At 64.2% G+C, this 22,976-nt stretch carries 21 protein-coding genes and 3 pseudogenes; 13 read left to right on the top strand and 11 right to left on the bottom strand.

Features of this window, described 5'->3' with window-relative positions; all coding sequences use genetic code 11:
• Window positions 1-33: 33 nt before the first annotated feature.
• Window positions 34-819 (bottom strand): SDR family NAD(P)-dependent oxidoreductase, encoded by a 786-nt coding sequence (locus tag AOQ71_RS15165; protein WP_057747481.1) that lies wholly within the window; start codon window positions 817-819, stop codon window positions 34-36.
• Between the two features lie 232 nt (window positions 820-1,051).
• Here AOQ71_RS15165 and AOQ71_RS15160 point away from each other — a divergent pair, with 232 nt between their 5' ends.
• The 3 genes and pseudogenes from AOQ71_RS15160 to AOQ71_RS15150 form a co-directional block, all read left to right on the top strand.
• Window positions 1,052-2,116 carry an acyl-CoA dehydrogenase family protein gene (locus tag AOQ71_RS15160; RefSeq protein ID WP_057747509.1) on the top strand — a complete coding sequence of 355 codons (1,065 nt, stop codon included), beginning with the start codon at window positions 1,052-1,054 and terminating at the stop codon, window positions 2,114-2,116.
• A gap of 15 nt (window positions 2,117-2,131) precedes the next feature.
• The gene (locus AOQ71_RS15155; RefSeq protein WP_057747480.1) at window positions 2,132-3,292 is read left to right on the top strand and encodes an acyl-CoA dehydrogenase family protein; all 1,161 of its coding nucleotides are present in this window, start codon (window positions 2,132-2,134) and stop codon (window positions 3,290-3,292) included.
• A gap of 15 nt (window positions 3,293-3,307) precedes the next feature.
• Window positions 3,308-4,102, top strand: a pseudogene (locus tag AOQ71_RS15150) (enoyl-CoA hydratase/isomerase family protein); the annotation flags it as partial.
• 134 nt (window positions 4,103-4,236) lie between these two features.
• On the opposite strand, the gene AOQ71_RS15145 reads toward AOQ71_RS15150, so the two are convergent.
• The 4 genes from AOQ71_RS15145 to AOQ71_RS45950 all read right to left on the bottom strand — a co-directional run bounded on the left by AOQ71_RS15145 (window position 4,237) and on the right by AOQ71_RS45950 (window position 7,397).
• Window positions 4,237-4,989, bottom strand: a complete 753-nt coding sequence (locus tag AOQ71_RS15145) for a VOC family protein (RefSeq protein ID WP_057747478.1) — start codon at window positions 4,987-4,989, stop codon at window positions 4,237-4,239.
• A gap of 2 nt (window positions 4,990-4,991) precedes the next feature.
• Window positions 4,992-5,780 carry an enoyl-CoA hydratase gene (locus AOQ71_RS15140; protein WP_057747477.1) on the bottom strand — a complete coding sequence of 263 codons (789 nt, stop codon included), beginning with the start codon at window positions 5,778-5,780 and terminating at the stop codon, window positions 4,992-4,994.
• Window positions 5,781-5,952: 172 nt separating this feature from the next.
• Window positions 5,953-7,158 carry an ABC transporter substrate-binding protein gene (locus AOQ71_RS15135; protein WP_057747476.1) on the bottom strand — a complete coding sequence of 402 codons (1,206 nt, stop codon included), beginning with the start codon at window positions 7,156-7,158 and terminating at the stop codon, window positions 5,953-5,955.
• Complete coding sequence (locus AOQ71_RS45950) at window positions 7,155-7,397, bottom strand: hypothetical protein (protein ID WP_057747475.1); 243 nt, start codon at window positions 7,395-7,397, stop codon at window positions 7,155-7,157. Before AOQ71_RS45950 ends, AOQ71_RS15135 begins: the two co-directional genes overlap by 4 nt.
• Window positions 7,398-7,520: 123 nt before the next feature.
• On the opposite strand from AOQ71_RS45950, the gene AOQ71_RS15125 reads away from it, so the two are divergent.
• Entirely contained in the window at window positions 7,521-8,291 is a 771-nt protein-coding gene (locus tag AOQ71_RS15125; protein WP_057747474.1) for a thermonuclease family protein, read from the top strand.
• 85 nt (window positions 8,292-8,376) lie between these two features.
• Entirely contained in the window at window positions 8,377-9,813 is a 1,437-nt protein-coding gene (locus AOQ71_RS45080) for a M48 family metalloprotease (RefSeq protein ID WP_057747473.1), read from the top strand.
• 117 nt (window positions 9,814-9,930) lie between these two features.
• Here the strand turns inward: AOQ71_RS45080 and AOQ71_RS15115 are convergent, their stop codons facing one another.
• A complete protein-coding gene (locus tag AOQ71_RS15115; protein ID WP_057747472.1) occupies window positions 9,931-10,323 on the bottom strand; it encodes a c-type cytochrome in 393 nt (130 codons plus the stop codon).
• A 57-nt stretch (window positions 10,324-10,380) separates the two neighbouring features.
• Window positions 10,381-11,718, bottom strand: coding sequence for an MFS transporter (locus tag AOQ71_RS15110; RefSeq protein WP_057747471.1), 1,338 nt, complete (start codon window positions 11,716-11,718; stop codon window positions 10,381-10,383).
• A 182-nt stretch (window positions 11,719-11,900) separates the two neighbouring features.
• Here AOQ71_RS15110 and cyoA point away from each other — a divergent pair, with 182 nt between their 5' ends.
• The 8 genes from cyoA (at window position 11,901) to AOQ71_RS15070 (ending at window position 20,323) form a co-directional block, all read left to right on the top strand.
• The gene (cyoA, locus tag AOQ71_RS15105; protein WP_057747470.1) at window positions 11,901-13,061 is read left to right on the top strand and encodes a ubiquinol oxidase subunit II; all 1,161 of its coding nucleotides are present in this window, start codon (window positions 11,901-11,903) and stop codon (window positions 13,059-13,061) included.
• Window positions 13,062-13,072: 11 nt separating this feature from the next.
• Window positions 13,073-15,070, top strand: a complete 1,998-nt coding sequence (cyoB, locus tag AOQ71_RS15100; protein ID WP_057747469.1) for a cytochrome o ubiquinol oxidase subunit I — start codon at window positions 13,073-13,075, stop codon at window positions 15,068-15,070.
• Window positions 15,071-15,700 (top strand): cytochrome o ubiquinol oxidase subunit III, encoded by a 630-nt coding sequence (cyoC, locus tag AOQ71_RS15095; protein ID WP_057747468.1) that lies wholly within the window; start codon window positions 15,071-15,073, stop codon window positions 15,698-15,700.
• Window positions 15,697-16,077, top strand: coding sequence for a cytochrome o ubiquinol oxidase subunit IV (cyoD, locus tag AOQ71_RS15090; protein WP_057747467.1), 381 nt, complete (start codon window positions 15,697-15,699; stop codon window positions 16,075-16,077). The genes cyoC and cyoD overlap by 4 nt, the downstream gene beginning before the upstream one ends.
• 8 nt (window positions 16,078-16,085) lie before the next feature.
• Window positions 16,086-16,922: an SURF1 family protein gene (locus tag AOQ71_RS15085; RefSeq protein ID WP_057747508.1), complete on the top strand. Its 837-nt coding sequence runs from the start codon at window positions 16,086-16,088 to the stop codon at window positions 16,920-16,922.
• The gene (locus AOQ71_RS15080; RefSeq protein ID WP_057747466.1) at window positions 16,894-18,279 is read left to right on the top strand and encodes an ATP-binding protein; all 1,386 of its coding nucleotides are present in this window, start codon (window positions 16,894-16,896) and stop codon (window positions 18,277-18,279) included. Before AOQ71_RS15085 ends, AOQ71_RS15080 begins: the two co-directional genes overlap by 29 nt.
• Window positions 18,269-18,802 (top strand): response regulator transcription factor, encoded by a 534-nt coding sequence (locus AOQ71_RS15075; protein ID WP_057747465.1) that lies wholly within the window; start codon window positions 18,269-18,271, stop codon window positions 18,800-18,802. Before AOQ71_RS15080 ends, AOQ71_RS15075 begins: the two co-directional genes overlap by 11 nt.
• Before the next feature lie 135 nt (window positions 18,803-18,937).
• Window positions 18,938-20,323 (top strand): adenylate/guanylate cyclase domain-containing protein, encoded by a 1,386-nt coding sequence (locus tag AOQ71_RS15070; protein WP_057747464.1) that lies wholly within the window; start codon window positions 18,938-18,940, stop codon window positions 20,321-20,323.
• Between the two features lie 99 nt (window positions 20,324-20,422).
• Here the strand turns inward: AOQ71_RS15070 and AOQ71_RS15065 are convergent, their stop codons facing one another.
• The 4 genes and pseudogenes from AOQ71_RS15065 to AOQ71_RS47825 form a co-directional block, all read right to left on the bottom strand.
• A complete protein-coding gene (locus AOQ71_RS15065) occupies window positions 20,423-21,238 on the bottom strand; it encodes a CarD family transcriptional regulator (protein ID WP_083514213.1) in 816 nt (271 codons plus the stop codon).
• A 347-nt stretch (window positions 21,239-21,585) separates the two neighbouring features.
• A complete protein-coding gene (gene fdxA, locus AOQ71_RS15060; protein WP_057747463.1) occupies window positions 21,586-21,924 on the bottom strand; it encodes a ferredoxin FdxA in 339 nt (112 codons plus the stop codon).
• 132 nt (window positions 21,925-22,056) lie between these two features.
• Window positions 22,057-22,326 (bottom strand): annotated as a pseudogene (locus tag AOQ71_RS15055) (RNA-binding S4 domain-containing protein); the annotation flags it as partial.
• Window positions 22,327-22,339: 13 nt separating this feature from the next.
• Window positions 22,340-22,976: pseudogene (locus tag AOQ71_RS47825) on the bottom strand (helicase-related protein); the annotation flags it as partial.

The raw sequence follows: 22,976 nt of genomic DNA, 5'->3' as shown, positions 1-22,976 counted from the left end.
CCCGGCCATGACGCGGAGAGAGCGCGCCGAAAACTACGTAATCAAATGCATCCCGGCATCCATGCGCACGGCTTCGCCGGTCATGTTGCCGGAAGCCGGCAGCGCCAGGAAGCAGACGAGCTGCGCGATGTCCGCGGCGGACGAGGCGACCTTGAGCGGCACCCTCGCCAACACGGCGTCACGCACCTTTTTCGCGCCTTCCTCACCACGGCCCTTGGTGAACCAGGGCGTATCGATATAGCCCGGACAGACCGCGTTGACGCGGATCATCGGCGCAAGCGCGACGGCCAGCGACCGCGTCAGGGTGTTGAGTGCACCCTTGCTCGCGGCATAGGCCATCGAGGAGCCAACGCCGTTGATGCCGGCGACGGAGGACACGTTGACGACCGCCGACGTTCGCCCCGATGCCTTCGCACCGGCCTCGAGCAGGCTGCGTGCAGCACGCACCATCTGGAACGGTCCGACCGTATTGACGCCGTACAGGCGCTGGAAATCGTCCGCCGATAGTCCGTCGAGATCGCCATAAGCAACGTGCTTGGTGGTGCCGGCATTGTTGACGAGGATGTCGAGCTTGCCCCAGCCGCTCGCAGCCGCGACGATCCTGCGGCAATCGTCATCCTTGGAGACGTCGCCCTGCGCAACCAGCACTTCGGCGGCGCCCGCCTTGCGGCACGCTTCCGCCGTGGCCTCGGCTTCGGTCTTGCTCGACGAATAGTTGATGACGAGCCGCGCCCCGTTTCGGGCGAGGATTTCTGCGGTTGCAGCACCGAGGCCGGACGCGGACCCCGTCACGATTGCGCACAAACTGTCCTTGGCCATCCGGATGTCCTTCCCTCTGTAAGTTTCTGGCGCCCTGTTTAGCGAGTTTGCCGCGCCCTGCAAATCGAGCAAACTCCGCTAAGCGGAATTAGCTTATCGCCCATGCCCGCCCCGCAGGTTGACCTGCGATCAACGCTTGTCAGGGCCATGGCTTTTTCGGATCATCCGGCGCAAGAAGAGATCGCGCACCGCCCCTTGGGTCGACGCGCCAATGGCAAACACGGGGAACGCTGTGGCGGAGAGTGACAATATCGTCGTCGAGACCGCGGAGAAGATCTTCGCCGATCTTGCCGATCCGCAAACCATCAACAACGACAAGAACAATTCGTGGCAGGCGCCGCTGTGGCAGGCGCTGAGCGAAGCCGGCTTGCCGTTGTCCTGGGTCCCCGATGATCTCGGCGGCTCCGGCGCCAGTCTGGCCGACGGATTTGCGCTGCTGAACGCAGCGGGCCGCTTCGCGGTCGCGGTTCCCCTGGCCGAGACCATGCTGGCGGGCTGGCTGCTGGCGCAGGCGAAGATCGCCTCGCCCGAAGGCGAGATGACGGTGCTGCCGGCCTCGCCGAAGGATCGCATCACTGTCGATGCCGATGGCGCCGTCTCGGGCCGCTGCCGCGGCGTGCCGTTTGCGAAATCGGCCAAGCATTTTGTGGTGCTGGCGCACGGCAAGGACGGTGTCGCGATCGCCCTGGTCGACGCGAGCAAGGCGCGGATCGAGTCCGGCCTCAATGTCGGCTACGACCACAGCGATACCGTGACGCTGGACAAGCTGCAGCCCCTCACCATCAAGGCCGCGCCTGGTGGCTTTGACCAGACCGCGATGATGCTGATGGGCGGCGTCGCGCGCAGCCTGCAGATTGCAGGCGCACTGGAATCGATGCTCGACATCTCCGTGCGCTATTCCAATGAGCGCGTCGCCTTTGAGAAGAAGATCTCGAAATTCCAGGCGGTGCAGCACAATCTCGCCCGCCTCGCCGGCGAATCCGCCGCTGCGCTTGCCGCTGCAACCTCGGCAGCTGACGCGATCGCGAACGCAAAGTCGTTCGACGACGAGGTCTATCTCGAAGCAGCCGCCGCAAAGATCCGCTGCGCGGAAGCTGCGGAAAAGGGCGGTGGCATCGCGCACCAGGTTCATGGTGCGATCGGCTTCACCATCGAGCACATCCTGCACCGTTATTCGCTACGGGCGCTGGCATGGCGCGACGATTTCGGCTCGGAAAGCTACTGGGCCGTCGAGCTCGGCAAGCTCGTCGCTGCCAGAGGGGCCGATCAATTGTGGCCGCTGGTCGCCTCACGCTGAGAAGGAATGAGACACATGACCGCAGCGCTTCGTTTCGATCCGATTCGCCTGCCGCCCAAATGCGAAGAGCTGCGCAAGGAAGTGCGCGCGTTCCTCGCCGAGGAGATGGCTCGCGGCACCTTCAACCCGTTCAAGCCCAACCGCGAGGACACCGATGTGCCGGAATTCTGTCGCCGCGTCGGCGAGCGCGGCTGGATCGGCATGACCTGGCCGAAGAAATATGGCGGCCAGGAGCGCTCCTTCCTCGAGCGCTACGTCGTGACCGAGGAGATGCGCGTCGCCAACGCGCCGACGCGGCGCTTCTTCGTCGCCGACCGCCAGAGCGGGCCGGTGCTGCTGAAATACGCCCCCGAACATATCAAGATGGATATCCTGCCGCGCATCTGCCGCGGCGAGATCTGCTTTGCCATCGGCATGAGCGAGCCGAATTCCGGCTCGGACCTGTTCGCGGCGAAGACGCGCGCCACCAAGACCGACGGCGGCTATCTCATCAACGGCACCAAGATCTGGACGTCGTCGGCGCATATCGCCGACTACATGATCGCGATCTTCCGGACCTCGCCACCGACCAAGGAAAACCGCCGCCACGGCCTGACCCAGTTCCTGGTCAAGATGAAGCAGCCGGGCATCAAGGTGAATCCGATCGGCCAGATCACCGGGCAGTACGAATTCAACGAGGTCGTCTTCACCGACTTCTTCGTGCCCGATGATCACGTGCTCGGCGAAGTCGACGGCGCCTGGAAGCAGGCGACGAGCGAGCTCGCCTATGAGCGTTCAGGGCCCGAGCGCTTCCTCGAGACCTACTACGTGCTGACCGAGCTGGTCCGCGCGGTCGGTCCCACTCCCGATACGCGCAGCGCCGAAGGCATCGGCCGGCTCGTCGCGCAGCTTCACACCATGCGGCGCATGTCGGTGTCGGTCGCAGGCATGCTGCAAGCCGGCAAGGAGCCGGTGGTGGAAGCCTCCATCGTCAAGGACATCGGCACGGTCTGGGAGCAACAGCTTCCGCACCGCGTGCGCGATCTCGCCGCCTTCGTCGAGGAGACGGCGAGCAACCGCGAGACACTGGAGCGACAGCTCGACTTCGCCATCAAGACCGCACCGAAACTCACCATCCAGGGCGGCACCACCGAGGTGCTGCGCGGCATCATCGCCCGCGGACTTGGTTTGCGCTAACGCTTCGAGGACATCATGAGCACCTACAAAGATATCGGCGTCGAAAAAGTTGGCCACGTCGGCACCATCGAGATCCGCAGGCCGCCGCTGAACTTCTTCGACATCTCGCTGATCAACCAGATCGCAGACGCGCTCGACGAGTTCGATCGCGACATCGAGATCCGCGCCTCCGTTCTCTCGGCGCAAGGCAAGGCGTTCTGCGCCGGCGCAAATTTTGGCGATCCCGCGCGGCAGGCGCAGGAAGCGCAGGAAGCCGAGAAGAAGGCCAAGGGCGATCCGGCCGACAGTCTCGGCCCGATCAACCATCTCTATATCCAAGCCGTGCGCATCTTCCGCGCAAAGAAGCCGATCGTCGCCGCTGTGCAGGGCGCGGCCATCGGCGGCGGCCTTGGCCTCGCGGTTTCGGCGGATTTCCGCGTCACCTGCCCCGAAGCCCGCTTCTCCGCGAATTTCACCAAGCTCGGTTTCCATCCCGGCTTCGGCCTGACGACGACGCTGCCCGAATTGATCGGCAAGAACAACGCCGAGCTGATGTTCTACACCAGCCGCCGCGTCACCGGCGAAGAGGCGTATAGATGGGGCCTCGCCAATGAACTGGTGCCGCAGGACCAGGTGAAATCAGCCGCGATGAAGCTCGCCGGCGAGATTGCCGAATGCTCGCCACTCGGCCTGCTCTCCACCCGCGCCACGATGCGCGCCGGCCTCGCCGACCGCGTGATGGCCGCGACCAACCACGAGCTCGCCGAACAGACCCGCCTGCGCGCGACTGAGGATTTCAAGGAGGGTGTGAAGGCCACGGAAGAACGGCGGNGGGTGGCGAATTTTAAGGGAAGGTGATTGCGGCCGCGCTTCGCCGTATCACTCTCACGTCGCCACAACCTCAGCTGTCGTCCCGGCCTAGTGCGCACTTGGGCCGGGACGACAGCGGAATTTGTCGCAACAGCTCACGAATGAACGCGGAACGTGACGCCGCCCAGCAGGAATTCGTTGCCAGCGACCGCGAGCCCTTTCTCACGCGCCGCATGCAACACCCTCGCCGCATCAGCCACCCGAAACTCCAGACCGCTCATGATCTCGCTCGCGCCCTTCACGAAGCGGAAGGTCGCATTGGGCAGCTTCAGTTCGGCATCGCTATTCGCTGCAACCCCGATGATCTTGCCCCAATGCGCCGCCAGGCCGTGCGGATCCGGGCTCTGCATCTCCACCGCCGTCAACGCCTGCGTCACATCCTTGCGGATGAATTTTTGCCAGTCAGGCCCGGCCGGCGGATAGGCGCCTAAAATGTCGTCGCTGCCCTCGGTGTGGTTGAATTCGATGAAGGCGGCGCGGCAGTCGCGGGGATGGAGCTGGACGCCGTGATAGGGCGCGTGGTCGATCACGTTGGCGGTGCGCACGCCCATCGCATTGGCGTTGCGGCCTCGTTCGTCCGGATCATTGCAGCAAAAGATCGCCATGTAGCCGCCACGACCGCCGGTCTTCTCGATGAAGCGGCCGGCGGTGGTGCCGTCCTTGAACGGAGCGACCACCTCCAGCAGGATGGTGTCGACCGGAAGCAGCGCATTCTCCAGGCCATATTTGGCGACATTGCCGTCGCGGTAGCAGACGGAAAGCCCCATGATCTCGGCGATATCGGAGATGACAGGCGCGAGTTGCGGCGCGACCAGACAGATCTGCCGCAGCCGCAAATAGGGTGCCATGGTCATGCGCCCTTGAAAGCCGGCTTGCGCTTCTCGACGAAAGCCTTGGCGGCCTCCTTGTGATCCTCGGTGTCGCTGCAGCGAGTGTGGTGGATCGCCTCGCCGTCGAAGCAATCCTCCAGCGGAAGATGCTCTGCATTGTTGATGTTGCGCTTGATGAAGCCGAGCGCGATCGATGGCCCCTGCGCCAGCGACATCGCAAGCTCGTGCGCGGCGGCGTCGATCTCGGCGTCGGGCACGACCCTGGTCACCATGCCGATCGCATGCGCTTCCCTGGCGGTCAGCACGGGCGAAGTCAGGTAGAGCTCACGCGCCCGCGCGCTGCCGAGCAGCTGGGTCAGGAAATAGGTGCCGCCGTAATCGCCGGAGAAGCCGACCTTGGCGAAAGCGGTGGTGATCTTGCAGGATTCGGAGGCAACACGCAGATCGCACGACAGCGCCATCGACAGGCCGGCGCCGGCCGCGGCGCCGTCGAGCTGCGCCACCACGGGCTTGGGCATCTGATGCAGGATGCGCGACACCTCCATGCCACGGCGAAGATTCGCAAGCTTCTGCTCGAACGGCAGCGGTGCGCGGCCGGCCGCCATCGACTTGACGTCACCGCCGACGCAGAACGAGCCGCCGGCGCCCTTGAACAGCACCGCGCGCACCTCGGGATCGTCAGCCGCGCGCCGCGCCGCCTCGACCAGGCCCGCGACCATCTCGGGATTGAGCGCGTTCTTCCGCTCCGGGCGATTCATCGTGATGGTGAGCAGCCCGGCTTCGAGCTTTTGCAGGACCATGTCGTTCATGGTGTACGCCTCTGTTCGATGCTTCGATTTTGCTCCGTCATTCCGGGGCGCGCCTCTTGGCGCCAGCCCGGAATCCATTCCTCAACCGTCACTGCTGCGCGATGGATCCCGGGCTCTCGCTACGCGAGCCCCGGGATGACGACCTATTGTCAGGCACGACGACGTCACGACGTCACTTCTTCACCAGCGGGCAGCGCGACTGCTCCAGCGACTGGAACGCCTCGTTGCCCGGCACGGTGGCGAGCAGCTTGTAATCGTCCCAGCGGCCCTTCGATTCCGACGGCTTCTTGACCTCGAACAGGTACATGTCGTGCACCATGCGGCCGTCCTCGCGGATCTTGCCGTTGTGAGCGAAGAAGTCGTTGATCGGCGTGTCCTTCATCACCTTCATCACCGCCGCCGCATCGGTCGTGCCGGCCGCCTTCACGGCCTTCAGATAGTGCGTGACGGAGGAATAGACGCCGGCCTGGGCCGAGGTCGGCGGCCGCTTGACGCGTTCCTGAAAGCGCTTCGAGAAAGCGCGCGTCTCGTCGTTCATGTCCCAGTAGAAGGCTTCGGCCAGCAGCAGTCCCTGCGCGGTCTCAAGCCCGATCGAATCGATGTCCGTGACGAAGGCCAGCAGCGGCGAGACCTTCTGGCCGCCTTTCATGATGCCGAACTCGGCCGACTGCTTGATGGCATTGACGGTGTCGCCGCCGGCATTGGCGAGCCCGATCACCTTGGCTTTCGAGGCCTGCGCCTGAAGCAGGAACGAGGAGAAATCCGACGTATTGAGCGGATGGCGCACGCTGCCGAGCACCTTGCCGCCGGTCTTGGTGACGACGGCGCCGGTGTCCTTCTCCAGATCCTGGCCGAAGGCGTAATCGGCGGTGAGGAAGAACCAGGTGTCGAGGCCCGACTTCACGGCGGCAAGACCGGTCACGTTAGCCTGGCCGTAGGTGTCGAACACATAGTGGATCGTGGTGGGGCCGCAGGCCTCGTTGCTGAGACGGATCGAGCCCGGGCCGTTGAAGATGATGATCTTGCCCCGCGCCTTTGCGATCTCGCCGGCGGCAAGCGCGGTGGCGGAGGCCGCGACGTCGTAGATCATCTCGACGCCCTGATTGTCGAGCATGTCGCGCGCGATGTTGGCAGCGAGGTCGGCCTTGTTCTGATGGTCGGCCGCCAGCACCTCGATCTTGCGTCCCAGCACCTCGCCGCCGAAATCTTCCACCGCCATCTTGGCCGCGGTCTCGCTGCCCGGACCGGTGATGTCGGCATAAAGGCTCGACATGTCGAGGATACCCCCGATCTTGAGAGGAGGCTTGTCCTGGGCCTGCACGGCGCTCGCGCTGAGGGCCAACGCGGCGGCAAAAATGCCCGACAAAATAGGCTTCATTGAAAACAACCTCCCTTGATCGCCTTGCTCTGAATGGCGGCTTGATTATTGCTTTTGTCGCGATCATGCCGCATGCGCGAGAGCGCAGCAAGCAGAAGCGCGTCACGAGCGCACGATTGCCGCTCGTGTTTTCCGCAAAGCGGAATGGTGAGGCGTGGATCGATATCTCCGCGTCGTTGCGAGCGCAGCGACTTGTCCGCCGAAGCCTTGGCGAAGGCGGAAGCAATCCAGAATCTCACCGCGGAAAGACTCTGGATTGCTTCGTCGCTTCGCCCGTCGCAATGACGGAGTGTGAGGAAATGTCTTCACGACTCACTAAACTTGGGGTAAAGCTATAGCATAATACAACCTGTACGGGTCTCGTGACCGAACGGCTTCACCTCATCGTCGCATTCCTTCTCTCCGCAGGTCTCCCCGCGGTCGCAGCCCCGTGCCAATTCGAAGCACAAGGCGAAGCCCGCGTCGCCGCAATCACCGACGCGCGCAGCGTGCGTTTCGATGACGGCCGTGAGGTTCGCCTCACCGGCATCGAGGCGACAGCAACGACCAGACAGGCGCTGACCTCGCTGCTCGTCGGCCGCGACGTCATCCTGCGCGGCACCGACGACACACCCGACCGCTACGGCCGCCAAGGTGCGCTGCTGTTTATCGGCGAGAGCGACATCCCAGTTCAGTCGATGCTCCTCGCCCAGGGCGACGCCCTGGTCTCGGCCGAGATCACCGACAAGGACTGTTCAGCCGCCCTGATGTCGTCCGAGGCGGAGGCGCGGCGCCAAAAAAAGGGCAGTTGGGCTGACCCGTCGGCCATAAAAAACGCGGAAAGTCCGGACGATATTTTGGCCGGGATCGGGCGCTTTATGGTGGTCGAGGGCAAAGTCCTGTCGGTCCGGCAAGCTGGGGCAATGACCTACCTCAACTTCGGACGAAACTGGACACACGGCTTTGCTGTGACTATTTCAAAGCGCAACCTGCCGGCGTTCGAAAGCGCAGGAATATCCCTTAAGTCCTTGGAAACCAGGCGTATTCGTGTCCGGGGCTGGGTTGAAGGGACGACGGGGCCGCGTATCGACGTGCGTCTGTTGGGACAGGTTGAATTGCTGGGCGCAAACGAGCCTACTGGGGTAAGGCCTTAAGGCCGGGCACGGGTTAAGCGACGTGAATGGGGTGCTAGAACAGCGCAAAATTGGCGAGGGACGCCGCCTGCGGGCTGCGCCGGCCATGCTTTGCTTGCTGCTGGGCACAGGTCTGGCCGGTTGCGGCGATATGGGTCGGTTCCAGACTGTTGCGACCCCGGCAACGGTGGCGATGCCCAAGCCCAAGCCGGCCGTCGCCCAGACCCCCGCCACCGAAAAGGAACACGAGCGGATCCTGGCGAGCTATGGCGGCACATACGACGACCCCAAGCTCGAATCACTGGTCAGCAAGACTGTCGACCGCCTCGTCGCCGCATCCGACCGCCCCGATCAGGGCTACAAGGTCACCATCCTCAATTCCGGCGCAGTGAACGCCTTCGCCCTGCCGAACGGCCAGCTCTACGTCACCCGCGGGCTGATTGCGCTGGCCAGCGATACCTCGGAATTGTCCTCCGTGCTGAGCCACGAGATGGCGCATGTGCTGTCCAAGCACGCCGCGATGCGCGAGGACCAGGCCCGTCAGGCCGCGATCGTGACCCGTGTCGTCACCGATATGAGCAACGACCCCGATCTGACCGCGCTCGCGCTCGCCAAGACCAAGCTCACCATGGCGAGCTTTTCGCGCAACCAGGAATTCGAGGCTGACGGCATCGGCGTCGGCATCTCGGCCAAGGCGCATTTCGACCCTTACGGTGCCGCCCGCTTTCTCTCGGCGATGGAGCGCAATGCCGAGCTGAAGGCCGGCAAGAGCTCGCTCGATCCGCGCGCGCAGGATTTCACATCGTCGCATCCGGCAACGCCCGAGCGGGTGCAGAATGCGCAGACGATCGCGCGGCAATATGCGGCGCCCGAAGGCGCCGAGCGCGACCGCGAGAGCTATCTCGCCGCGATCGACAACCTCGTCTATGGCGAGGATCCGAGCGAAGGCTTCGTCCGCGGCCGCAGATTCCTGCATCCGAAGCTCGGCTTCACCTTCCAGGCGCCCGATAACTTTACACTCGACAACACCGCACAGGCGGTGATCGGCGTGCGCGAGGGCGGCTCGCAGGCGATGCGCTTCGATGTCGTGCGGGTGCCGGCCGAACAGTCGCTCGGCGACTACCTCAATTCCGGCTGGATGGAGGGCGTCGAGAAGGCCTCCACCGAAGACCTGACCATCAACGGATTCCCGGGCGCGTCCGCGACCGCCAAGGGCGACCAGTGGCAATTCAAGGTCTATGCGCTGCGCTTCGGCAGCGACGTCTACCGCTTCATCTTCGCCACGCGGCAGAAGTCGACCGAGAGCGAGCGCAATGCGCGCGAGACCGTCAATTCCTTCCGCCGCCTGACGCTCGAAGAGATCCAGGCCGCGCGTCCGCTACGCATCAAGGTCATCACCGTGCAGCCCGGCGACACCGTGGAATCGCTCTCGCACCGCATGGCCGGCGTCGATCATCCCGCCGAACGCTTTCGCGTGCTGAACGGGCTCGACCGCACCGCGCAGGTGAAGGTGCGTGACCGCGTGAAGATCGTGACGGATTGAGGCTGGCGCGGCTGCCGTAGGGTAGGCAAAGGCGCGCAGCGCCGTGCCCACCATTCATCAATTGTAGCGACAGATCGTGGGCACGCTTCGCTTTGCCCACCGCACGAGACTGCCGCCTTACCGCGCCTTCTCCTTCAAATACGCGATGATATCGGCGCGATCCTGCGCATCCGGCACGTCGAAGAACATCTTGGTTTCGGGCACCATGGCCTGCGGCCCGGTCAGCCATTTGTCGAGATTGTCCTCGGTCCAGACGATCCCGGAGTTCTTCAGGTCGGGCGAGTAGTCGTAGCCCGCGACGCTGCCCGCCTTGCGCCCGACCACACCCTTGTGCATCGGACCGACGCCGTTCTCGTTGATCGAGTGGCAGTCTGCACAGCCCTTGTAGAGCGTCTGACCCCGCGCGACATTGCCGGTCGCGCCGGCGGGCCCGCTAGCGCAAAGAAGCGTAATCGCGAAAGCCAGGCTTGTAGTGCTTCGCCGACCGGCGGAATTCGACCAGACGTTCATGGCATCTCCTGTTAGCGGTCCCGCCAACAGGATCGTCAGCCTCGAACTTTATTCCCGTCAGTTCGACGATTGACCCGCGTCCATGTCACCGGCTTCGCGCTGGCCACTGAGCCAGAGCGCAAGCAGGGTCCAGAACGCGCCGGACAGCAGGTACGCACCCGAGGCGATGACGCCGAGATTGGTGGCGAGCAACAGCGCGACCAGCGGGGCGAAGCCGGCGCCGAACAGCCAGGCCATGTCGGAGGTCAGGGCGGAGGCCGTGTAGCGATACATCTGCTTGAAGTTCGAGGCGATCGCGCCCGAGGACTGGCCGAAGGAGAGGCCAAGCAGGATGAAGCCGATCACCATGTAGATGGTCTCGCCGAACGCGCCGGCATCGAGCAGCTGCGGGGCAAAGCCGCTGTAGATCGCGATTGCGATTGCCGACCCCATCAACAACGATTTGCGGCCGACGCGGTCGGCGATGATGCCGGAGGCCACGATCGCAGCGACGCCGAACACGGCCGCCACGATCTCGATGATCAAGAAGCGCACCGGGCTTTCGCGGGTGAACAGGAACACCCAGGACAGCGGGAACACCGTGACCATGTGGAACAGCGCGAAGCTCGCCAGCGGCGCGAACGCGCCCAGCATGATGGTCTGGCCTTCGCGTGCAACGGTCTCCGAGATCCGCGCCGGCTGGAGTTCGCGAGTCTCGAACAGTGTGGCGTATTCTTCGGTCGTCACCATGCGCAGGCGGGCGAACAGCGCAACCACGTTGATGGCGAAGGCGACGAAGAACGGATAGCGCCAGCCCCAGTCGAAGAAATCATCGGCCGAGAGGAGACCGGCGAAATAGGCGAACAGCGCACTCGCCACGATCAGCCCGAGCGGGGCGCCGAGTTGCGGCACCATTGCGTACCAGCCGCGCTGGGACGCCGGCGCATTCAGCGCCAGCAGCGAGGCCATGCCGTCCCAGGCGCCGCCCCAGGCCAGACCCTGCGCAAGACGCGCCAGCGCCAGCAGCCAGATCGCGGCAACGCCGATCTCGGAATAGCCGGGCAGGAACGCCAGCGCCACCGTGGCGGTGCCGAGCAGGAACAGCGCCGAGACCAGCTTGGCGGTCTTGCCGTACTCGCGGTCGACAGTCATGAAAATGACGGTGCCAATCGGCCGGGCCATGAAGGCCAGCGCGAAGATCATGAAGGAATAGAGGGTGCCGGTCAGCTCGCTCGTGAACGGGAACACCAGGCGCGGAAACACGATCACGGAGGCGATCGCGTAGACGAAGAAGTCGAAGAATTCCGAGGTGCGGCCGATGATGACGCCGATGGCGATCTCGCCGGGACTGGCCTGGTCGTGGCCATGCTCGCCCGAGTGGATATCCGCCAGTGCGGGGGTCTGTGCCGTCGCCATGCGTGCGCCCTTAACGTCCTGAAAACCAAAGCCGACCGCCCGGCTTGACGCCAGGCAATCCAGACCTGTTTGACCCAACATCCCGCACTGCAACATTGGACAAATTGTCCAATGTCCGGATTGCTGCGCCGCAGCTACCCATTGGCCCCGCGAAGGAAACTCATTCTCATAAGGCTCGGCCCGTGTCCCGTCTCAAGATCCTGGCGCTGCTACCCCTGGCGGCCGCGCTCAGCGGCTGCAACTACATCGTGCTGGCGCCAGCCGGCGATATCGCTGCCCAACAGCGGGACCTCGTCATCATCTCCACCGTCCTGATGCTCCTGATCGTCGTCCCCGTGATGGCGCTGACGGTGCTGTTCGCCTGGCGCTACCGCCAGTCCAACACCTCGGCCCGCTACGAGCCGGATTGGGACCACTCGACCAAGCTCGAGCTGGTGATCTGGTCGGCGCCGCTGCTGATCATCGTTTGCCTGGGCGCTCTGACCTGGATGGGCACGCATCTCCTCGACCCCTATCGCACGCTCGGGCGCATCCATGCCGACCGTGCCATCGACCAGTCCAAGGCGCCGCTCGAGGTCGATGTCGTCGCGCTCGACTGGAAGTGGCTCTTTATCTATCCCGACTACGGCATCGCTACCGTCAACGACCTGGCAGCGCCCGTCGATCGTCCGATCAATTTCCGCATTACCGCCTCTTCGGTGATGAACTCGTTCTACATCCCCGCGCTCGCCGGCCAGATCTATGCGATGCCGGGCATGGAGACCAAGCTCCACGCCGTCGTGAATCACGCCGGCACCTATAAGGGCTTCTCGGCGAACTATAGCGGTGCCGGCTTCTCCGGCATGCACTTCAACTTCCAGGGCCTCGACGACAAGGGTTTTGACGCCTGGGTCGCACAGGCCAAGTCCGCCGGTGGCTCGCTTGGCCGCACTGAATATCTCCAGCTCGAAAAGCCCAGCGAGAACGAGCCGGTGCGCCGCTGGGGCTCGGTCGATTCCGATCTCTATCGCCTGATCCTCAACATGTGCGTCGAGACCGGCAAGATGTGCCAGAGCGAGATGATGGCGATCGACGCCAAGGGCGGTAACGGCCATGAGGGCCTGAACAACACCCTTCCGCTCTCCTACGACAAATACGCCCGCCGCGGCACCGTGCTCGGGCCGGAGCCTGTCTTCGTCGCCGGCACCTGCACCCCCGACGCACCGCAAGGCCGGACCACGTCCGCGATCAAGGCGCCGCTCGACACCGCGCCGCTCGTCGGTGCCGGCCTGAAGCGGCCGACCTTGGCGCCGCTGAAGTCCTCGTCCTTCTTCCTCGGACAACGTTCCAAGTCCGACTCCTAAAGAGATCCAGCATGTCTCCTGATCTTCTCAAGTTCATCTTCGGCCGTCTCGGCTTCGATTCGCTGCCGCTGCACGAGCCGATCCTTGTCGGCACCTTCGCTATGGTCGCGCTCGGCGGCGTCACGCTGCTCGCCGGCCTCACCTATTTCCGCCTCTGGGGCTATCTGTGGCGCGAGTGGTTCACCACCGTCGACCACAAGCGCATCGGCATCATGTACATGATCCTCGGCATCGTCATGCTGCTGCGCGGTTTCGCCGACGCGCTGATGATGCGCGCGCAGCAGGCGATGGCGTTCAACGGCTCGGAAGGCTTCCTGCCCGCCCATCACTACGACCAGGTCTTCACCGCTCACGGCGTGATCATGATCTTCTTCGTGGCGATGCCGCTGGTCACCGGCCTGATGAACTACGTCGTGCCGCTGCAGATCGGCGCCCGCGACGTGTCGTTCCCGTTCCTGAACAATTTCAGCTTCTGGATGACGGTCGGCGGCGCGGTGCTGGTGATGGCCTCGCTGTTCATCGGCGAATTCGCCCGCACCGGCTGGCTGGCTTATCCGCCGCTGTCGAACATCGGCTACAGTCCTGACGTCGGCGTCGACTATTACATCTGGGCGCTCCAGGTCGCCGGCGTCGGAACGACGCTATCGGGCATCAATCTGATCTGCACCATCGTCAAGCTGCGCTGCCCCGGCATGACCATGATGAAGATGCCGGTGTTCACCTGGACCTCGCTCTGCACCAACATCCTGATCGTCGCTTCCTTCCCGGTCCTGACCGTCGTGCTCGCGCTGCTCTCGCTCGATCGCTATGTCGGCACCAACTTCTTCACGAACGATTTCGGCGGCAGCCCGATGATGTACGTGAACCTGATCTGGATCTGGGGCCACCCTGAAGTCTACATCCTGGTTCTTCCCGCCTTCGGCATCTTCTCGGAAGTCACCTCGACCTTCTCCGGCAAGCGCCTGTTCGGCTACACCTCGATGGTCTACGCCACTGTCGTCATCACCATCCTGTCGTACCTGGTCTGGCTGCACCACTTCTTCACGATGGGCTCGGGCGCCAGCGTCAACTCGTTCTTCGGCATCACCACGATGATCATCTCGATCCCGACGGGCGCGAAGATGTTCAACTGGTTGTTCACGATGTATCGCGGCCGCATCCGCTACGAGCTGCCGATGCTGTGGACCATCGCCTTCATGCTCACCTTCGTGATCGGCGGCATGACCGGCGTGCTGCTCGCGGTGCCGCCGGCCGACTTCGTCCTGCACAACAGCCTGTTCCTGATCGCGCACTTCCACAACGTGATCATCGGCGGCGTGGTGTTCGGCGCGTTCGCCGGCATCAACTACTGGTTCCCGAAGGCGTTCGGCTTCAAGCTCGATCCGTTCTGGGGCAAGTGCTCGTTCTGGTTCTGGGTCACCGGCTTCTACATGGCCTTCATGCCGCTCTATGTGCTCGGCCTGATGGGCGTGACCCGCCGCCTGCGCGTGTTCGACGATGCCTCGCTGCAGGTCTGGTTCGTCATCGCCGCGATTGGCGCCGGCCTCGTCTTCCTCGGCATTCTCTCGATGCTGATGCAGTTCGCGGTCTCCTTCCTCAAGCGCGAGCAGCTCAAGGACGTCACCGGCGATCCCTGGGATGCGCGCACGCTGGAATGGGCAACGTCCTCGCCGCCGCCGGACTACAACTTCGCCTTCACGCCCGTCGTCCACGACAACGATGCCTGGTGGGACATGAAGAAGCGCGGTTACCAGCGTCCGCTGATGGGATTCAAATCGATCCATATGCCCAGCAGCACCGGCACCGGCATCATCCTCGCCGGCTTCGCCACCGCGATGGGTTTTGGCCTGATCTGGTACATGTGGTGGTTGGCCGCCTTGAGCTTCATCGCGTTGCTCGCCGTCGGGATCGGTCACACTTTCAACTATCACCGCGACTTCGACATTCCGGCTGACGACGTCATCCGGACCGAGGACGCGCGCACCAAACTGCTCGCCGGAGCCAAGTAAATGACTGTCGCTGTCAATCCCACCCAAACCGGCGAGCCGGTCTTCTATCTCGCCGACGAGCATCCGCATCCGGAAGGCTACAGCACCTCGCTCGGCTTCTGGATCTATCTGATGAGCGACTGCCTCATCTTCGCGATGCTGTTTGCCGCCTTCGGCGTGCTCGGCGCCAACTACGCCGCCGGCCCCGCGCCGAAGGACCTGTTCGACCTCAACCTGGTCGCGGTGAACACCTCGATGCTGCTGCTGTCGTCGATCACCTATGGTTTTGCCATGCTGACGATGCAGCAGAACAAGATCGCGCAGACACAGATGTGGCTCCTGATCACCGGCCTGTTCGGCGCCGCCTTCATCGGTATCGAGCTCACCGAGTTCGCCCACATGATCCATGAGGGCGCAACGCCGCAGCGCAGCGCCTTCCTGTCGGCCTTCTTCACCCTGGTCGGCACCCACGGCCTGCACGTCTCCTGCGGCCTGATCTGGCTGGTGACGCTGATGGTGCAGGTCTGGCGCTTCGGCCTCATCGAGGCCAACCGCCGCCGCCTGATGTGCCTGTCGATGTTCTGGCACTTCCTGGACGTGGTCTGGATCGGCGTCTTCACCTTCGTCTATCTCCTGGGAGTTCTGCGATGAGCACCGATACCCGCGCCGCCCACGCGGACGGCCATCACCACGACGACGGCCACGCCCACAGCACGTTCTCGGGCTACATGCTCGGCTTCGTGCTGTCGGTGGCGCTGACCGCGATCCCGTTCTGGCTGGTGATGAGCGGCACGCTGCCGAGCAAGCAGATCACCGCACTGGTCATCATGGCCTTCGCGGTCGTGCAGATCGTCGTGCACATGATCTACTTCCTGCATATGAGCCCCAAGTCCGAGAACGGCTGGAGCATGATGGCACTGATCTTCACCATCGTCATGGTGGTGATCGCGCTGTCGGGTTCGCTGTGGGTGATGAACCACCTCAACAGCAACATGATGCCGATCCACGAGATGACGGGAATGAAGTGAGCGATCCCGTGAGACCAGAGGATGACGAAACGCGCAGCCCCGCACGGGCTGCGCGTCCGTCCCTGTGGCTCACGGTTCTCTCACTCATCGCGTTTGTCGTTCTGGTGGCCCTCGGCGTCTGGCAGGTCGAGCGCCGCACCTGGAAGTTGGCGCTGATCGACCGGGTCGAGCAGCGCGTTCATGCCCGGGCGCAGCCGATCCCCTCGCGGGCGTCGTGGCCGGCGATCACCGCCGCAAGCGACGAATACCGGCATGTCAGCGTCGCCGGCCGCTTCCTGCACGACCGCGAGACGCTGGTTCAGGCCGTCACCGAGGAAGGCCCCGGCTATTGGGTGCTGACGCCGCTTGAGCGCGATGACGGCACGACTGTCCTGATCAACCGCGGCTTCGTGCCGTCGGAGCGGCGTGACCCATCGGCGCGCCAGGGTGGCAATCCGGACGGCCAGGTGGAGGTCAGGGGCCTTTTGCGCATCACCGAGCCGAAAGGCGGATTCCTCAGGGACAACGTGCCCCAGCACAACCGCTGGTATTCGCGGGATGTCTCCGCGATCGCGGCGGCCCGCGACCTCCACAACGTGGCCCCCTTTTTCATCGATGCCGATGCCGGATCACGATCCGGTCCCGGTCCAATCGGCGGATTGACCGTGGTCCGCTTTCCCAATAACCACCTGATCTACGCGCTGACGTGGTTTGCCCTGGCGTTCATGCTGGCCGGTAGACTTTTCGTCACATTTCGCGGCGGGCTGTTCCGCCGCCAACGCTTCGTCCACGAACCGGCCGGCGGCCTGGACGCCTCCGCCCGCAGGACGGGATCAGATGCTGGAACGATCGTCGAACCGACCTGACGATGGACGACATTTTGGCGAGCTGGCCGTCACGCTGCAATCGCAGGCGGACGCGCGCAGCGAGCTGATCGGCGCTGCCCCGACCGACGACGAGACCAATCGCAAGAACATGGCGCTGCTGATCCAGCTGCGCTGGACCGCGGTGGTCGGCCAGATCGTCACCATCGGCGGCGTGCACTTCTGGCTCGGCATTCCCCTGCCCCTCACCCGCATGGGCGCGGTGATCGGCGCGCTGGTGCTGCTCAACGTCTCCAGCCTGGTCTGGGTGCGCCATCGCGCCGCAATCACCAACAATGAGCTTCTGGTCGCGCTGATGCTCGACGTCGCCGCCCTGACCGCGCAGCTCTATCTCAGCGGAGGCGCCACCAATCCCTTCACCTCGTTGTTCCTGCTCCAGGTGACGCTGGGAGCGGTGCTGCTCGATTCCCGTTCGACCTGGTCGCTGGTGGCGCTGACCTGCGCGAGCTTCGTCTGGCTGACGATCGCCTATCGGCCGCTCGACCTGCCGCCAAATCCCCTCAGCGAGACCTACACGCTCACCGTCACAGGCATGCTGCTCGGCTTCGTTCTCAACGCCGTGCTGCTGGTCGTGTTCGTCACCCGCATCAACAGGAATTTGCGTCAGCGCGACGCGCATCTGGCGGCTTTGCGGCAGCACGCCGCCGAGCAGGACCACATCGTCCGCATGGGCCTGCTTGCCTCCGGCGCCGCGCATGAGCTCGGCACGCCGCTCGCCTCGCTCTCCGTCATCCTCAGCGACTGGCGCCGCATGCCCGATCTTGTCGCCGATCAGGAGCTTGCCGAGGACCTCACTGAGATGGAGACCTCGCTGCAACGCTGCAAAAGCATCGTAACAGGCATTCTGGTGTCGGCCGGCGAGGCGCGCGGCGAAGGATCCTCGCCGACGACGGTGACGGACTTCGTCACCGCGCTGGTCGAGGAATGGCGCGACGCCCGCTCGGCGCGGACGCTCTATTTCACCAACACCTTTGGCGAGGATGTCGCGATCGTCTCGGACATCGCGCTGAAGCAGGTGATCTTCAACGTGCTCGACAACGCCTATGAGGTCTCGCGCGAATGGGTGGAGTTGCTCGCCGAGCGCGAGGGCGACAATCTGGTGCTGTCGATCAGCGACCGCGGCCCGGGCTTTGCGCCGGAAATGCTGGCGCAGCTCGGAAAGCCCTATCAGTCGAGCAAGGGCCGCGCCGGTGGCGGGCTCGGCCTGTTCCTGGTCGTGAACGTGGTGCGCAAGTTGGGGGGCAGCGTGACCGCGGAGAACCACAGGAAGCGCGGCGCCACCGTCCGGCTCACCTTGCCGCTCGCCACGCTCGCGATCGGAGGCCGCTTTGACGCCTGACCGCTCGCTCATCGTCGTCGAGGACGACGAAGGCTTTGCGCGCACGCTGAAGCGCTCGTTCGAGCGCCGCGGCTATGAGGTCGTGCTCGCCGCGTCGATCGAGGATGTCCGAAAGGCTCTGGGGGATCGATCGTTCGGCTACGCCGTGGTCGACCTCAAGCTCGGGGGCGCCTCGGGGCTCGCCTGTGTCGAGCTGCTGCATGCCCATGACGAGGAGATGCTGATCGTGGTGCTGACGGGCTTTGCCAGCATCTCGACCGCCGTCGAGGCCATCAAGTTAGGGGCCTGCCACTACCTCGCAAAGCCTTCCAACACCGATGACATCGAAGCCGCCTTCACCAAGGCCGAAGGCAACGCCGAAGTCGCGCTGGACGTGCGGCCGACCTCGATCAAGACGCTGGAATGGGAGCGCATCCACCAGACGCTGATCGAGACCGATTTCAACATTTCGGAGGCGGCAAGGCGGCTGGGCATGCACCGCCGCACGCTGGCGCGGAAGCTCGAGAAGCGACCGGTGAAATGAGCGTTCGCCGCGTGGAGAGGAAAACACCCAGCCGAGCTGATGACCTCGCGGCCATGCATCACTAGACTACCGGATGCGTCGGCTGACGGCCGGCGCGGTGCTGCAACGGCCAAGCGAGGAGACCGCCCTGTGACAATGCTCGTCGAACGCCTCGGCGGGTCCGCCGCTCAGTCGCGCGCGCGCAGCCAGCGTGACACCGAAACCGTCCAGTTTGCCCAGGCGGCGCTCGAAGCAGGCAAGAGAGAGGGCCTGCAACTGGCCGTGCGGGCGCGCTATGTCGCGCTGGCCGTCATCGCCTGCCTGTTGCTGGCCATCAACCCGGCATGGGAGCAGCTCTATTACGTGGCGTTGCTGGGCCTGTTCGCTTTGATCGGCTGGGCCCAAGTCAGGGTCGGGCGGGTCGGCGTTTCGCGACCGGAATTGGCGCTTTTGTTCTGCGACCTGGCGCTGCTCACATTCGTCATCGTGGTCCCGAACCCGTTCGGCACGACACACTGGCCGGCGGCGATGCAATACCATTTCGGCAACTTCATCTACTTCTTCGTACTGCTCGCCGCGGGCACGCTGGCCTATTCCTGGCGAACCGTGATTGCGGTCGGCACATGGACCGCGGCGCTGTGGGCGATCGGCCTTGCCTGGGTGTGGTGGCAACCTGATCCTGATCCCGCGCTGACCGCCCGTATTGCTGAAGCGGTGGGCAGCGATCACAGGCTGCTCGCGTTGATTTCGCCCAGCGCGATCGGATTCGGCCTCCGCATCCAGGAAATCGTCGTCTTCCTAATCGTGGCCGTTACGCTGGCGCTCGCGGTTCGCCGCAGCAATGATCTGTTGGTTAGACATGCCGCGGTGGAGCGAGAACGCGGCAACCTTGCGCGCTACTTCTCACCCAACGTCGTCACGGAATTATCGAAGCACGACGAGCCGCTGAAGCAGGTGCGCACCCAGGACGTCGCGGTGCTGTTCGTGGACATCGTCGGCTTCACCGCCTTTGCCGATGTGCGCGCTCCGGACGAAGTGGTGCGGACGCTGCGCGAATTCCACGGATTGATGGAGCAGGAAGTCTTCCGCCACGAGGGCACGCTGGACAAATATCTGGGCGATGGATTGATGGCGACATTCGGCACGCCCTTCGCAGGCCCGCGCGACGCCAGCAACGCGTTGCGCTGTGCCCAGGCCATGATCGCGGCGGCAGACGGCTGGAACGCGCGACGAACGGCGGCCGGCGAGCCAGCCATGCGCGTCAGCTTTGGCCTGCATTACGGACCGGTGGTCCTCGGCGACATCGGGCACACCTGTCTGGAATTTGCCGTGATCGGCGCGACCGTCAATGCGGCCAGCCGACTCGAGGGGCTGACGCGCACGCTCGACTGCGCGCTGGTGGCAAGCAACGATCTCGTCAGCCGCGCCAAGCTGGAGCTCGGCAGCACAGCCGGAGCCTTTGCATCGTTGATCGCCTGCGATCCCCAACCGATCCGCGGGCTCGAGCGGCCGATCGCGATCTGGACCCAGCCGCGCGCGTGACCATGGCGAAGCTTCGGCCGCCGTTGGATCACGCGCCTCAACAAAAAGCCCGGCCGAGCGGCCGGGCTTTGAACTGTTGCGATCGAGGCGACGAGATGCTTACGCGGCCTCGTCGGCGACGGTGGTGTCGTCGCCATCGGTATCGTCGGTATCCCCCTCGGCATCCGTCTCACCTTCGCCGTCGGCGGCTTCTGCCTTGGCATTGGCGCGGCGCGGGCTCTTGGCAAGCTGGGCCTCGATCTCCTTGACCGCTTCGGTCTCGGTCGAGTGCTGCACCACCGCGATCTCGCGGGACAGACGATCGAGCGCCGCTTCGTAGAGCTGACGTTCGGAGTACGACTGCTCGGGCTGCGACTCCGAGCGATAGAGGTCGCGCACGACTTCCGCGATCGCAACGATGTCGCCCGAATTGATCTTTGCTTCGTATTCCTGGGCGCGGCGCGACCACATGGTGCGCTTGACGCGGGCGCGACCCTTGAGGGTCTCCAGCGCCTTCTTCACCAGCGCCGGCTCGGACAGCTTGCGCATGCCCACATTGGCGACCTTGGCGGTCGGAACGCGCAGCGTCATCTTGTCCTTGATGAAGTTGATGACGAACAGTTCGAGCTTCGCACCGGCGATCTCCTGCTCCTCGATGGCCAGAATCTGGCCGACGCCGTGAGCGGGATAGACGACGAATTCATTGGCCTTGAAGCCCTGACGCTGGGTCACGACCTTCTTTTCCTCGACCTTCGGCGCGGGTGCAGCGGCCTTCACGGCCGGCTTGGCAGCAGCAACGGGGGCCTTGGCGGGGGCGGCAGCAACGGGAGCCTTCGGAGCAACGGGCTTGGCAGCGGGAGCCTTGGCCGCGGGAGCCTTGGCAGCAGGCTTGGCAACGGTCGCTTTCGCGGCCGGTTTGGCAGTCTTGTTAGGCATTGCGCTTCTTTTGTTCTTCGAGGACTTTGCAGCCGGCGCCTTCGTCGCGGTCCGACCCTTGGATGCGCTACGGCTGGCCGCGGCGACTTTTTTGGCCTCCTTATGGGAAGCCCTCGCTGAAGTACTCTTTTTACGCGTTTTCTGTGACACAGCCTGCGCGCGGAAACTGCCACGCCCCTGTTTCGACATTTGGTTTCACGGGAACCCAGAGGGGCCAAGCGGGGCTGACGGGGTTCGGCTTAATGTGCCCAATATAGCACATTTCCCGCAAAAATCAATGATTTAGGGGTCTTGAGGGCTGGTTTTCGGCGCTGACGACGCTATTAGGGTTAAGTTTGCGCCGGAATTTAGTCTCCGGAGCCGGGATTCTTAGAAAAATATTTCTCGAACTTGCCCTCCTGCCCGTCGAACTCCTCGGCGTCGGCAGGTGATTCTTTCTTCTGGGTGATGTTCGGCCAGCTCTTGGCGTATGCGGAGTTCACCTCAAGCCACTTTTCCAGCCCCGGCTCGGTGTCCGGCTTGATGGCGTCCGCCGGACATTCCGGCTCGCACACGCCGCAATCGATGCATTCGTCAGGATGGATGACCAGCATGTTCTCGCCCTCGTAGAAACAGTCGACGGGGCAGACCTCGACGCAGTCGGTGTACTTGCACTTGATGCAGTTTTCAGTGACGACGTAAGTCATCCAACGCTCCGAAAAGCTCTTTTAAAAGTCGCGGCTTGCGTAGCGCGGATGGCCCCGCGCTGCAAGGTCGGGAAGCCCCGATCATGACGGCTTTGTGTGGTTGATCGACCAAGAAATGAATACCATGCGCAACTAATTGCGCTTTATGTCGCCGAGCTCCTCGTAGAGCAGGCGCGCCGAGGCGGCATCGCCGCGCCGCTCGATGAAAGCAGTCACTTTGAGCACGCGTACGGTGCGATCGAGCGCGACGGTGATGACGTCGCCGAGCTTGATCGCATGGCCCGGCGATTTCTCGCGCGTGCCGTTGATGCGGACGTGGCCTGTTACGACAAGTTCGGCCGCCGAGGTCCGCGCCTTCACCACCCGCGCGTGCCACAGCCATTTGTCGAGGCGCTGCCGCTCGGTGGTCGTGGGATTACTCCTTGCGCCCCGAGAGCTGCTCTTTCAGCGCTGCGAGCTTGGCGAAGGGCGAGTTCGGATCGGCGGGACGATCGCGCTCACGCGGGCTCGCGCTCGAGGCGTAGGGACGCAGCGACGGACCTGACTCGCGGTCGCGGCGATCCCTGCCCTTGTCGCGGTCGCGGCCGCCCCTGTTGTCGCGGCCCTTGTCACGATCGCCGCCGAACTTCTTGTTGTCGCGGTTGCGATCGCGATCCTTGTCGCGGTCCTTGCCCTGAAAGCTCCGATTGCGGTCGTCGCGGCGCTCACCACCCTCGCCGCCTTCACGGCCTTTGCGGAAATCTCGGCCAGCATCGCGGTCGCGACGATGGCCGCCGTGACGATGCCCCGGCTTCGCGCCTTCGGCGGCTTCGCCCGGCGCAGTCGTGGCGCCGTCAGCACCGGCCTCGGGGCTCGCCTGCTGCGGGCGCTGATTGTGGTGGCGCTGATGGCGATGACGCTCGTGACGCGGCTTGCGATCCTCGTGACGGCCACCGGGACGCCAGACTTCGACGAGCTCGGGTTCAGCGGGCGCAGCCGCAGCTTCAGCCGGCGCCGCCTCGACCGGCGCAGCGGCATCGGGGGAGGCGGCGGCTTCCACTGCGGCGGTTTCG

Origin of the sequence: Bradyrhizobium manausense (assembly GCF_001440035.1) — a bacterium.
Taxonomy (GTDB): domain Bacteria; phylum Pseudomonadota; class Alphaproteobacteria; order Rhizobiales; family Xanthobacteraceae; genus Bradyrhizobium; species Bradyrhizobium manausense.
The sequence above is the reverse complement of the archived record's forward strand: the minus strand, read 5'-3'. Positions and strand labels throughout refer to the sequence as shown.

What these genes read in the sequence shown, in the direction of transcription:
- AOQ71_RS15165 (WP_057747481.1), bottom strand. Translation starts at nt 819, where the DNA reads ATGGCCAAGGACAGTTTGTGCGCAATCGTGACGGGGTCCGCGTCCGGC.
- AOQ71_RS15155 (WP_057747480.1), top strand. Translation starts at nt 2,132, where the DNA reads ATGACCGCAGCGCTTCGTTTCGATCCGATTCGCCTGCCGCCCAAATGC.
- AOQ71_RS15145 (WP_057747478.1), bottom strand. Translation starts at nt 4,989, where the DNA reads ATGGCACCCTATTTGCGGCTGCGGCAGATCTGTCTGGTCGCGCCGCAA.
- AOQ71_RS15140 (WP_057747477.1), bottom strand. Translation starts at nt 5,780, where the DNA reads ATGAACGACATGGTCCTGCAAAAGCTCGAAGCCGGGCTGCTCACCATC.
- AOQ71_RS15135 (WP_057747476.1), bottom strand. Translation starts at nt 7,158, where the DNA reads ATGAAGCCTATTTTGTCGGGCATTTTTGCCGCCGCGTTGGCCCTCAGC.
- AOQ71_RS45080 (WP_057747473.1), top strand. Translation starts at nt 8,377, where the DNA reads ATGCTTTGCTTGCTGCTGGGCACAGGTCTGGCCGGTTGCGGCGATATG.
- AOQ71_RS15115 (WP_057747472.1), bottom strand. Translation starts at nt 10,323, where the DNA reads ATGAACGTCTGGTCGAATTCCGCCGGTCGGCGAAGCACTACAAGCCTG.
- AOQ71_RS15110 (WP_057747471.1), bottom strand. Translation starts at nt 11,718, where the DNA reads ATGGCGACGGCACAGACCCCCGCACTGGCGGATATCCACTCGGGCGAG.
- cyoB (WP_057747469.1), top strand. Translation starts at nt 13,073, where the DNA reads ATGTCTCCTGATCTTCTCAAGTTCATCTTCGGCCGTCTCGGCTTCGAT.
- cyoC (WP_057747468.1), top strand. Translation starts at nt 15,071, where the DNA reads ATGACTGTCGCTGTCAATCCCACCCAAACCGGCGAGCCGGTCTTCTAT.
- cyoD (WP_057747467.1), top strand. Translation starts at nt 15,697, where the DNA reads ATGAGCACCGATACCCGCGCCGCCCACGCGGACGGCCATCACCACGAC.
- AOQ71_RS15080 (WP_057747466.1), top strand. Translation starts at nt 16,894, where the DNA reads ATGCTGGAACGATCGTCGAACCGACCTGACGATGGACGACATTTTGGC.
- AOQ71_RS15070 (WP_057747464.1), top strand. Translation starts at nt 18,938, where the DNA reads ATGCTCGTCGAACGCCTCGGCGGGTCCGCCGCTCAGTCGCGCGCGCGC.
- AOQ71_RS15065 (WP_083514213.1), bottom strand. Translation starts at nt 21,238, where the DNA reads ATGCCTAACAAGACTGCCAAACCGGCCGCGAAAGCGACCGTTGCCAAG.
- fdxA (WP_057747463.1), bottom strand. Translation starts at nt 21,924, where the DNA reads ATGACTTACGTCGTCACTGAAAACTGCATCAAGTGCAAGTACACCGAC.